Consider the following 11,439-nt stretch of genomic DNA (forward strand, 5'->3'; position numbering starts at 1 on the left):
ATAACCAACGAGTTTTTTCTTGAAAATACCTTTAATTTGAGTACAGTTAATACAAAAACATTTATACTACTACTTGCTTCACTTGAGCCTCGCTCTTTTATTTCGGGTCAAAATCTTGATCTCAAAAAGACGCTGAAAGACTCTAATAGAACCGAGTACCACCATTTAATGCCAAGAAGTTTCGTTAAGACGTCAGCACAAGATGAGCATTTCAGTGAGAATGTACTAGCGAACTTTTGCTTTCTATCTCGCGCTGACAACAGGAAACTGGGTGGTGATGCATCCTCCGTTTACAAACAAAAAATGTCGGACAACGTCAATGAAATTCTAACTTCAGCATTATGTACAGACGTTTTATTTAGTGACGACTTTCTAAAATTTTCCATTGAAAGGAATAAGATTCTATATAAAAAGGCAAGGCAATTATGCCTGATCGACGAAATTATTACTGCCGCGGAAAGGGTAAGCGATATGATGATAAAGCTTGATGTCATTTCTGCTAAGTATGGACCAGATAACCATCTAGAGATCGATGACGATCATGATAATGATGACGATAATTAGCTAAGATTATATAGGCGTTCTTGAGCTGTCGCGACCGGTAGCTCGCTGATTTGGGTAGTGTAGCGCGGCGTCCGCATCTCAAACTTCGTGCTCCACGTCCGCTTCGTCTCCAGTCCGGCGCGCGCCGATACGACGCTGCCCCGCCCGAACCGAGCGTTGCAGTCGTCCATTGCCGCTATCAGCGGTCCCGAGCGTTCGCGGTCGAGTGGGCCGATCAGGGCACGCGGGCTGCCGTCGAGCGACATCAGGTCGGCGGTGATGACGCCAGCCTTGCTGAACCGCCATGGCCGGGCGCCGGGCTCACGCCAGGTCTTCGCCACGTCGTCGCCGTAGAGCCCGCCGGCTTGGTCTCGGCCTGCCACTTGTCGAACAGGTCCGACAGGGTGATGCCGGATGCCTTCTCTTCGAACGTTGGGAACCGGTTCGCCTTCGGATCGGGCGTGTAGTCGCCGGCCGCCGCACGCTTCAAGGCCCAACCGGCATCGAGGCAGGCGTGGCTACGTTTTCTAGGAGACGAAGACGGGTCTCGCGATCCACGTAGAGCCCATGGTTCGACAGAACCCACCACGTAAGCCGGCCGCATCGATCCTCTAGCGCGGCGCGATCACCAGATGGCGGTATGGCATCGATACCTGCCGTCAGAACGGGGCCGAACAACCGGGCGGCTTCGGCTCGTTCATCGTCGGCGGAAATGGTTGGTGCTGTCGGGATTTGGCCCTCGCGTGCCGCCCGTACAAACGCCTTCCAGGCCGACCACATCTCGGGCGTACCAGGGTCGTCATCGAACTTAGCGCGCAACAGGCCATAGATCTCGCCAGCGAGCCCGACCATCTGCTTATGGGTCAGCGTCGAGCCGCCCTTCCGCACCTGATCATAAAGCCGTTCGAGATGTTCCAGCACCCGGAGTCGGCGGGCCGTTGCCACCACGTCGTCGCAGGTGTGCAACGAACCCTTGATTCGGTCGCTGAGCTTGAGGGCTAAGGTCGCCTTAGGCTCGGATCGCATCGCCGGCAATACGATGGCGACATGCGTCCCACGCAACCGTTCGACAACGTCGAGCGGAACGCGCGCTTAGAACTGCTGGATGCGGGAGTCTTTGCGGGAAGCGTGTCGCTGCATCAGCCGGATCATGTACCCCGGTAATTTACCCCGGCCCGATCCGGAAAATACAATGTTTTCAGTGATTCAACGACTTAGTTTGGCGTGGTGCCCAGGAAAGGACTCGAAGCCTCGCCGGGTAAGTGCAATAAAATCAAAGGCTTGACGGGCGCGTCGCGATCGCATGTGTAGCACGCCTGTGTGTCAGCCGGCAATGCTCAAGGCGCGAATGTTCAGCTACATCGCCACCACTGACGCCAGCGCGCAGTTCCTAAGCAGTGATAGAGAGCTAAGTGCAAACTTGGCCCTCGCCGCTTCGAGCAGCTTTCGAGCAGCTTTCGAGCACTGGCGTGGGCTCCACGATGGGTGACCGCGGCGGCGCCTAACCGAGCTTTCCAACAGCGTATCGCACGGCCGGGCCTGTACGAGGGCAACCCGGGGCTTCATCGAAGTGCGTGATCGGATCTCGCTTCCTGACGGGCGGGAGCAGCACGTTGAGGGATAGCCTTAAGGGTCCGACGATACTTCTTCCCCCTCCCCGTCGGGGTTCGATCTCTAGTCGCCCTTTGTCCCAGCGTCGTCAGGGGGCCGCCGACGAAACTGCCAGTCGTGCGTGAGCCGGTCGGACAGCCACGTCTCGACCAGGCCCCGCCACAGGGCGTCCGTTCGCGCGTCGCGCTGGACTGCCCGGCGTTCGAGCATGGCGGCGAGCTCGATCGTCGCCGTGTCAGAAAAGTACTGCAGAACCTGATCCGGGAGGGGTGAAGGCGACGATACGCCCTGGATGCCCCGCACCCCGACGTGTAGGAGCAGCGCTTGCACACGCCGGGCCTGCTCCGTCCGCCCCACCCCGGACGAGCGCATCCAATCGACCGCGATCGCCGGTGCGCCCTCGACGATCCAGGGCCAGCGGGCGACCAGTTCATCCGCCCAGTCGAGGCCGAGCCGCCTGCGGACCTCCTGCGGGGTCGGCGTCGGCGAGCCCGCCACCGCGGCGCAGACCTCGTGCAGACGGCCGGGCAGACCTCCGCCCGCAGCGGCCAGCAACGTGATCACGGCCTCGTCGCAGATCAGGCGGCGCGCAGAGCAGATCGCCCGCGCGAGCGCGGACATCTCGTCCGCCGCCAGCGATCGCACCCGGATGTCGTGGCAGCGCGAGCGGGCTGCTTCGCGCACCCGGTGCGGATCGCAGGCCAGGAGGACGAAGCCCGTGTCCGGGTTATTCTCCATCGGCTGCAGCAGCCTGTCGAACTCCTCCGCGGGGTACTCGTCGGCACGCCGGACGACAACCACGCGCCGACCCGATGTAGGTCGGTACGAGAGCTTATTGATCAAGTGTTCGGTGAGCGCACCGATCGTCACGCTCCCGCCGTCGATCTCGAAGAAATCGAAGCTCTCGCCGAACGTCCGGCACGCCTCGCACGCGTCGCACGCTGACCCGTCCGGTGCCGGCGCATCGCACAGAACCGCCTTCGCGTAGAGGCGCGCCAAGGTCCGCTTGCCGGCCCCCTGCGGACCATGGAGCAGCAGGTCCATCCCGTGATCCCGCCGCTGGACAAAGTCGCGCAACGACGCGATCGCCCGCGAGCGCCCGATCAAGGCCGCGAACGTCGAGGGCGGGAGGGCGTCCGCGTTGGCTGCCTCCGCGTCGGATGCCTGCGCTACAGGTCCGCACGCGCAGTGCTCGACCTGTCCGATCACCGCCAACGCTCCTGCGTGCAGATGCCTGACCCACCACGGGGCCTGCCGCGCGCGAAGGCCGGACGCGGCGGCGAGCCCGTCTACCAACGCATCCCGCACCGTCGCTAAGGGGTCGTCCGAATCGCCGCGGCAGCACCTGTCCAAAGTCTGCGCAATGTCCTGCCACCGACCGGACAGCGGATCGTCAGCGTCTGCGTCCGCGGTACGCGCCAGGAAGTCGCGGCCGATACCGTCGATCACGGTCACGAGCATGTCCGGTCCGCGCCGGTAGCCCTGCTTCTCCTCGCGGACGCAGCGGCTCAGATGGTTCTCCCAGGCGAGCACCAGGGCCGCCCATACGAGCATCGACCTCGTGGGACCGTCTGCGCCCGTCGGCGTGTCCAGCAGCCTGACAGTGATGCCGTAGAACTGCCGAACGAGCCGGGACGCCGTCCAGCCGCAGTCCGCTCGCCGCTCGTCGAAGGCCGAGACCAGCTCGATCAGGTCGCCAACGCGGCGGTGCGTCACGAGATTGCGCAGGTGATGCAGCGGTCGAGCGCGGCCCTGCCGCCGCCGCGCCGCGCGCGCGTCGAGCGCGCGGTCGAAGCGGTTCGTCAGTCGGTCGGTGCAGAGCAGCACGCGCTCGTCGAACGCCTGGATGAGCGCGGGTAACTCGACGCTCCTCCGGCCGTCCACCAGAGCGCCGAAGCTCTCTTTGAACCCGGGCTGGCCGAGGAAGTCGGCTCCGCGGGCGAGGTCGGTCGTCGCCTGCAGGTACCGCAGCACCGGGAGCAGGGTATGGGGAGTGACCAGGGGTTCCTCTAGCACGAGGCAGGCCCGCTCGACGGCGCCCCAGATGGGACGCTTCGTGACCGGGCTGTCGTAGTGCACGAAATGCGCACTCGGAGCGCCCTCGCCCGCCGCGAGGAGCGAAAGCGAGGTCTCGAGTCCCGCCGGCTTCAATTTTCCGATGGCGGCCCGCGACCAGTCGCATAGTACGAAACCGCCGAACAGGCCGCCTTCCGCGAACCCGGGCATCAGCGGCAGGTTGCGCGTCCCGAGTTCGCGGTCGTGCCGCTCCGCAACGCCGCGCAGGGCGGCGATCATCGACCGGCGCAGCACCCCTGACCGGTAGCGGTAGATCAGCGCGCGGTCCATCATGGCGGGACCATCGCGGTGCGCCGCGAGCAGGTAGTCGATGTCCCACACCCGACTCACCCCCGACCCCACCAGCCGCGCCAACGCCGCCGACGCGCGCGCGGATCGGCGGGCCACTGTTCCAGGCAGGCTTCCAAAGCAGCGCGGGAGGCCGTCGCGTCAGTCGAGGCCTTTCTCCACATGTCGGCGAGTTCGCGCTCGCGCTCCTCTCGCGTCGCACTCCGCTCCTCGAACTCCTCGCGTTCCCAGCCGGTGACGATCCTCGTCCAAGCCCGGTCGTCGAAGGCCGAGATGGGTTCGAGACGGTTGCGGCAGGCCGCGGCAATCGCGGGATCGGACAACAGGCCGGTGGCGCTCACCAGCGGGTGACCGAAGACCGGACCTAGCGATTTGCGCGGTTTGACCTTGAGCATCTTGCCGAGCGGACGACAGCCCGCGCTCGCCGGATCCCACACCTCAAGGTCCGGGTCGAGGCCGCCGCACAGCGTGCGCGCGCTCGTCCAGTGAAATGCCAAGGCCGCCGCCTCGTCCGCGGCCGCCGCCTCGAATAGCAATGCGCTGTCGTTCTCGATCTCAGCCCCACGCCAATCCCTCGCCCAGGCCTCGGCCCTGGCGAGGCAATCGACTTCGGTCGGCCGGAAGGGTGTGGGCCGTGGCACGTAGACGACGACACGGCCGACTAAACCCAGCGCGTCGCGCTCGAGCAGCGTCAGGCTGGCGAAGTGTTCACCGCCCCACGCCGCTGCCTGCCGCGCCAAGTCCTCAGGGAATGCCGCGATCAGGGCGATACCGTCGTCCTGGTCCCGCACCCCAAATTGCACCGGCCGGATCTCGCATGCGATGTTGAAGAAGACGCGGTGCTCCTGGATGAGGAACGAGGCGCGGTTGATGATCTGCCTGACGTCCGCCACGGTCACGAAACCAGGCGCCTCGACGTCGGCGCCGGGGCAAGGTGGAAACGCGACCGGCGGCCCGAACCCGGACGAGGCCATGACTGTCGGAAAGACGTCTCGCGCCGGGGGGTTCGGCGCTGAGGCGTGTCGATGCGGCCTGTCTCCCTCGGACGCGTCGGTGAGACCAGCGTTGACCAACCGGTGGAACAGCGCCACGCGCAAGCCCAGGGCGGTCTCGTCCGCCTCGGTCGCCGAGACCGGCCAGAACTCCAACATCCGACGCCAGGCCGGCTCTAACTCGGCGTGGCGCGCCAATCCTAAGCGCTGGCAGAAACCGTCGAGGATCGTCGTGCGTGCGCTCTCCGGGATTGCCTCGATCAGGCCGTCGACGACGACGCGCCGATACTGGATGTTGTTGTAGTACAGCGAGATAAGAAAGGCCTTGATCCAGCGTATCCGGTCCGCAGCGCTCTCACGCCAACCGAACAGCAGTTCCGTCTGCTGGGTGAGGTCGCCGTCGGCGAGCGCGCGGAAGTAGGCGACGAGCATCTCGGTCTGATCGATGTCGAAGGCGTCGCGCACCTGTCGCACGGTCAGGCGGGAGTTGCCGCGCTCGTAAACACGGTCGAGGCCCAGCAGCAAATCGCGCGGGTAGCCCTTGCGCAGGCCCGCGAGGAGCGCCAGCGCTCCGGGCTCGCAATCCACTCTTTGCTTCTCAGCGTAAAAGCGCAGGAACGTGGTCGCGGCGGGCAAAGGGAGCGGGCGGATCATTAAATCGAACAGGCGGGATCGCAAGGCTTCGCGGACCCGCTCAACCTCGGTCGTGGCGAAGAAGAACAGCACGCGGCGCGCCGGCCGCTCCACGTGATCGAGCAGGGCGTCGCAGGCCTCACGCGTCAGCACCTGCGCTTCGTCGAAGAACAAAACTCTATAGTTGAACTCGGTCTCGTCCTGATTGAGGTCTGCCGCCCAGGCTCTAACCTGGGCCAGCTCACCACCTCTCCTGCTGACGTTGTATTCGTGAAACCCGGCGATCGTTTTGCCGCGCCGCTTCTTGCAAGGTGGGCAGCGACCGCAAGGCGCCCCATCAGCACTCGGTGTCTCACACGGGCTGCACGTTATGCAGCGCTTGCAGCAAGGCGAGCCGTCCTGCTCTGGCGCTTCGCAGTTCAGGGCTCGGGCGTAGAGCCGAGCGAGGCTGGTCTTGCCCGAGCCGACGGACCCGTGCAGCAGGACGTGGCGGCCGATCTGCCCGCGCTGGATGAGGCCGGACAGGCAGGTAACGACGCTTTCCTGTCCGAACACCTCGCTGAAGCGCTCGGGCCTGTACTTGTCGGCGAACGTGCTCTCGCTCATCGATACTCGTTCCGCTGCACAGGGCTCAAGCGCCTGAATCGGGCGCTTGAGCACGTAGATCGTGTAGGCTGTGTAGAGCGTGCAGACTATGTAGATCGTGCAGGCCCTGTAGACCGTGAAAGGCATCTCGTCGCGTTTAGGCCGCCGAGCTATCGGTCGCCCGCACGCAGGGCTTCCTGGGATAAAAAACCCCGGCGCTAACACGGCGTTTCATCTTAAACGGCACCGCCGGGTCGCCGACGAGGACCGCCATGCGCCGCTCGAACTCGGTGTTCGAGATCTCCACCCCCGACTGGACGCAGAACAGCGCGCGCAGGTCGTCGGCGCCCGCACCCCAACGTTGCAAGATCTCGAGGACGGCCTCGGATTGAAGGTCGAGCGCGCGCAGCCAGTCGCGGAGCGCGTCGGGCGGCGCGGACGCCTCCTGCACCGCCGCCAGCGACGCCAGGTGAGGTAGGATCGGGGCGGGGCCGTGCCCGTCGACCGAGCGCCAGAGTAAGACGAAGTCGGTCGCAGCGATCGCGTCCCAGACCGCCTGCTCGCCACCCTTAGCTTCGGCGCCGTTGCGGAAGTGCAGCTCGGCGAAGCGGCGGTGACCAGTCGGGTCGGGGATCAGCACCGCGACGGGCTCGTTGGCCGTGCCAATTAGCGTCATGAGCTGGGGTATGCGGACGTGCAGCGAGGTAAAAAGCTTGCGACGCGCGACCGCGTCGGTCGTCAGGAAAGCCTTCAAGATACCGACGTGGCGCAACTCGAGGCGTTCCATATCGTCAACGAAGCCGACCGGAAAGCGCAGGACATCACCGCTGCGCTTGTCTGCGATGTCAGAGAGCAGCACTGGATCGGTGGCAAGCTCGTCCAGCGGGCTGAGGAAAAGGCGCACAAAGATGGTCTTGCCGCCGCCCTGCACGGGGCTGAAGATCACTGGCATGAGGTGGTGCTCAACGGGGAGCTCGAGCTGCTTACGCTTCACCTGCCAGACGAACTGCTTCAGTACGGCGACGCCGAGCGCGGGCTCGACAGCGAAGGCGGCGCTCACCAAGCGCTCCCAAGCGGCCTCGGCTTTAATCCGCTGCGTGGCGTCGAGCTGGGCCCAAACTATCGGGCGCATGACAACGTTCGCGCGTTCCTGCCGGTCCACGTGCACGATCTTGCGGATCGCGCGCGCGATGTCGGCCGCTTTGAGCTTGATCTCTTCACACTTGATTTCGAGCATCAGCTCGTCGAGGAGCTGCTGAAAGTCCCAGACCGGCTCGCGCCCCAGCCAAGCCTCGACATCGTCCGGGCCGTAGCCGCAGGTGCGTCCGGTCCCGACCCGAATCGTGCCGTTGAACAGAATGGTGATCCCGGTGTTCGCCATGAAGTTGCGCACGAAGGCCACCGGGTCGAGGACGGCCGTTGCATCGTCCGGACCACCTTTGCCGCCGCTAGAGCGATCCTGCCCGTTCTGATCCGATCTCGCCGTGGCGACGGTTTTACGGCCAAGCAGAGTGTCGTAAGCTTCCTTCACGCGCCGGAAAGCGGCCGCGGCCTCGGCGCTACCACCGTTGTGATCCGGATGATGCTGCTTGGCCTTGGCAAAGTAGGCCTCTCGGAGCTGTTCCATGGTCGCGTCTCGAGGTACGCCCAGAACGCAGCAGGCTTCGTCGTACGTCATTATGGTTATCGTTTCTGCAAGCTGGCCCGCCGCGTGGAGCAGCCGGGCGATCGATCGCCCGACGCATCCGGGCTTGACCTCAGGGTTAGCTCGGGGACTCTCGTCTCAGCCTGCGCGATGGAATTGTCGGGACGCGGACACAGGTCGCGGGGGATAGACGCGTGCGCAGAAACTACATCGGCCTCTACTGGACTCTGCCCGTGACGTGGAAGCGCTTCTACTACCTGCCGGACGATCTCGATCCCGCGGCGGCGCGCAGTACAACGATTCGTTACCAACGCGAGCGGGTCCGACGCTGGGTGGACACCGACGGCGCACCAGGTGAGCTCGTCGATCACATCCACTACATCGATGTGCGTCCAGACCGGGCGACTGACGTCGGCATCGGGTATCTCGCCTCAGTGGTGGACCAGCTTAGGAGCAAGGAGCGGACGCTCGTCTACGTTGACTTCGCGGATGGCACCCCTTGGCGCCCACAGCGAGCCCTTAAAAAGTATCTGTTTGAAAACGACCTCGACCACGAGAGCATTCAGCCCGATCGAGTGCCGCTCGATGGGAAGCCAGACTTCGACATCATCAAGCACTTCGCGGACTGGAAGCTGCGCCATGGAGAGCATCAGGAACGGCATCAGCGCGCGCTCTCGGAGTTGTTTGCTGCGGCCGCGAGCGTGCCGGCAGGGTCAAACCGCTACGCAGCGATCGCTGAGATGCTCCATGACCGTCGTGAGGGCACAACGACAGGCAAAATGTGGACGGCTGCTAACGTCGAACAGCAACTGCGCCGACATGGTCTAAAAACTTCGAGCGCGAGGAGTTTGAGCGTTGGATCTGCTATAATCGCTTAGGACTGTCCGTCGCATCATACGCAGTGATTAGACTTACGTCCGGTGCATCGATCGCGGCGCGGTGCGCCCAGCCTAAAATTCGGGCAAAGACCATCGAATGACTCACCCGGGCCGGCGCGAACCACACACGCAGGCTAAAATCGTGACCGCGTTTTTCTAGACGCAAGTGTTGTTCAACGTACGTGTCAAACATTGATCCTACCGGCAAGTAATTGCCAGTGCTCGACGCTGCTGTCCTGGATCCAATGCAGAGCAAGGCACAGCCAGTGGGGCTCACGTTGGCGGCCGTACCGTCGATACTGCGCATCCCCGAGATCTCGACGTAAGTCGTCTCAGGCTTCGGTGAAAAAGCGTCGTCACCCCGCCCCACTTACAGTGTCAGGCGCTTTTGCCGGCGATCCGCGTTCGGATCCTGCACTAAGCGCTACTCTACGCGATCAGGCACCAAAACCTATAACGCTCTGCACGTAGGCCGAAAATACCCAGGCAAGGCAGTTGAAAAAGTCTTGACTAGGATTATATTGAAAATAAGAGGATGCGAGCAACAAGCCAGCAATGGAACGATACATCAATCGAACTATGCATCAAGCCGAGCAAGCAAGCGACCAACAATCCCATTATCAATTGACAATCAGCGATACGTGCGCCCGCAGCGGGCCAATCTATCGAGTGCTGAAAGAGCTGAACGCATGCCCAAGATTAAGCCCACTCTCTCGATCCTTCCGACCGACGATGCCGATACGCGCAGGAGCATTCAGTGGCTTTTGGACAACCACGTGCCCTTCGTCCGCCACAGCCGCTACCACCTCAAGCTTGACGGGTTGAACTACTTTCTTGGCAAAGGCACGATCTTTCTCGACTCGGAGGACCAGGCCCGACCGAAGCGCGGCTTTGTCGCCTTGCAGGAACTGCTTATCAGCATGGGTCATGTTCGCAGCAGTGCTGGCGTGCAACCCACTTCGTCATTGGACGAGGACCGTAGCCATGAGATCGGCCTGTAGACCCTATCACGATCCCGACGGCGGCGTCTTCGGCAGACATCTAAACGCCAGCGCTGGGGTTTTAGCGCCGGGGGGCACCCGCAGCGCTTCCTTGAATTCAGGACTGCTGATGTGGGCTTCCATTCAAGCAGGCGCCTGCAACTCACCTCCTAGCCCGCCTTATCGTCGCGACTTGGCCGCCTTCTGGGCCGCGCACCGCTGCGCGAACACCAATGCCCGCAACTATATGGCAAGGTCGCAGCATCGCGGCGCTCCTGAGGACCCCACCGTGACGTTCGATCCAGTTCCCCCGCTCCACGCTACGATCTCGGACCTCGTCAGCTCCTCCTTCAAGGCCGGCACAGAGCCCGACTGCCACGCCTGGATAGCTTTTTGGTCCGACGTGGCCGAACAGGCTGCTACCTTCTCTCTCGAAAGTACGCCACTAGAGATCGACGATCTTCTCGACCGTATGTGGGCGCGCCTGACGATCGGTGAGCGCCCCTTCCTCGAACACCGTGCGCTTCATCGCAAGCTGCTCATCGTTGCCGGTGCCCGAGCGGACAACGAGCTCGAGTCCCTGCTGATGATGTACGGCGACTATCTCCATCCGCCACGACTGCGGGACTGGACTACTACCCTGGCCATCTTTTCGCAGATCGTCATACTTCGTGGTGCACTTAATGATAGGGAGAAGGCCGCCGCTCGCGACGCCATGGCGACTTACTTCCATCTCCTCAATCCGAATCGCGGCGTGCACTAAATCTCAAAAAACCATCTTTGTTGCGAATCGTGCCAGACTACTATGCTCTAGAATAGGATCGGGTGATGGGAGGGTGGTGCGCCGTGGTTTGTTAATGCCAGCAGATGCCGCCCTCGTCGGCCAGTCGTTTTGGTACGCTCAGCCCAATGCAACTAGTCTCAAAATGGTTGTGACCATCCGCTAGCGATAGTTGCCAAAGTCCTCAGAGCCAATAGCGGGAAAGGAACTAAATTAACTCCATCGCGAGCCAATCGGTAAACTTCTACCGCCCGCCCCGAAGCTCAGTTTGGCCGCTCCCGGCCGGTACGAGCCTTCATCCGATGACGAAAGTCCTATCCACGCCCTCCATGGCCGGAACGCCGACAGCGACACCACGCACATGGGCCGCCTCTACTGCGCCTCAACCTACGAGCCGAGGCGACGCAGACCGCCCCCCTTCATCACC

The 11,439-nt window shown here is 62.9% G+C and carries 9 protein-coding genes and 1 pseudogene; 4 read left to right on the top strand and 6 right to left on the bottom strand.

Features of this window, described 5'->3' with window-relative positions:
* On the top strand, positions 1-564 hold a 564-nt coding region (locus tag FV226_RS28200; RefSeq protein ID WP_210246550.1), incomplete at its 5' end, for a hypothetical protein.
* On the opposite strand, the pseudogene FV226_RS25260 reads toward FV226_RS28200, so the two are convergent.
* From FV226_RS25260 to FV226_RS25280, 6 genes and pseudogenes are all read right to left on the bottom strand, one after another.
* Positions 561-884 (bottom strand): annotated as a pseudogene (locus tag FV226_RS25260) (DUF4113 domain-containing protein); the annotation flags it as partial. The gene FV226_RS28200 and the pseudogene FV226_RS25260 overlap by 4 nt on opposite strands.
* Positions 809-1,033, bottom strand: coding sequence for a hypothetical protein (locus FV226_RS28205; RefSeq protein ID WP_187278854.1), 225 nt, complete (start codon positions 1,031-1,033; stop codon positions 809-811). The gene FV226_RS28205 and the pseudogene FV226_RS25260, both read right to left, overlap by 76 nt.
* Complete coding sequence (locus FV226_RS25265; RefSeq protein WP_187278852.1) at positions 1,030-1,509, bottom strand: hypothetical protein; 480 nt, start codon at positions 1,507-1,509, stop codon at positions 1,030-1,032. Before FV226_RS25265 ends, FV226_RS28205 begins: the two co-directional genes overlap by 4 nt.
* 708 nt (positions 1,510-2,217) lie before the next feature.
* Positions 2,218-4,551 (bottom strand): hypothetical protein, encoded by a 2,334-nt coding sequence (locus tag FV226_RS25270; protein ID WP_147765086.1) that lies wholly within the window; start codon positions 4,549-4,551, stop codon positions 2,218-2,220.
* Between the two features lie 5 nt (positions 4,552-4,556).
* Positions 4,557-6,749 (bottom strand): AAA family ATPase, encoded by a 2,193-nt coding sequence (locus tag FV226_RS25275; protein WP_187278853.1) that lies wholly within the window; start codon positions 6,747-6,749, stop codon positions 4,557-4,559.
* Positions 6,750-6,885: 136 nt separating this feature from the next.
* On the bottom strand, positions 6,886-8,406 hold the full coding sequence (locus FV226_RS25280; protein ID WP_147765088.1) for a DnaJ domain-containing protein: 1,521 nt from the start codon (positions 8,404-8,406) through the stop codon (positions 6,886-6,888).
* Between the two features lie 161 nt (positions 8,407-8,567).
* On the opposite strand from FV226_RS25280, the gene FV226_RS25285 reads away from it, so the two are divergent.
* The 3 genes from FV226_RS25285 (at position 8,568) to FV226_RS25295 (ending at position 10,994) form a co-directional block, all read left to right on the top strand.
* Entirely contained in the window at positions 8,568-9,251 is a 684-nt protein-coding gene (locus tag FV226_RS25285) for a hypothetical protein (protein ID WP_147765089.1), read from the top strand.
* A gap of 689 nt (positions 9,252-9,940) precedes the next feature.
* Entirely contained in the window at positions 9,941-10,252 is a 312-nt protein-coding gene (locus FV226_RS25290; RefSeq protein WP_147765090.1) for a hypothetical protein, read from the top strand.
* Positions 10,253-10,424: 172 nt separating this feature from the next.
* Positions 10,425-10,994 (top strand): hypothetical protein, encoded by a 570-nt coding sequence (locus FV226_RS25295; RefSeq protein ID WP_147765091.1) that lies wholly within the window; start codon positions 10,425-10,427, stop codon positions 10,992-10,994.
* Positions 10,995-11,439: the final 445 nt, after the last annotated feature.

The organism is Methylobacterium sp. WL12, from assembly GCF_008039475.1.
Classification (GTDB): Bacteria; Pseudomonadota; Alphaproteobacteria; order Rhizobiales; family Beijerinckiaceae; genus Methylobacterium; species Methylobacterium cerastii.

Bases quoted from the DNA above. Each gene is read 5' to 3' on its own strand.
- FV226_RS25290 (WP_147765090.1), top strand. From the start codon at position 9,941: ATGCCCAAGATTAAGCCCACTCTCTCGATCCTTCCGACCGACGATGCC.
- FV226_RS25280 (WP_147765088.1), bottom strand. From the start codon at position 8,406: ATGACGTACGACGAAGCCTGCTGCGTTCTGGGCGTACCTCGAGACGCG.
- FV226_RS25275 (WP_187278853.1), bottom strand. From the start codon at position 6,749: ATGAGCGAGAGCACGTTCGCCGACAAGTACAGGCCCGAGCGCTTCAGC.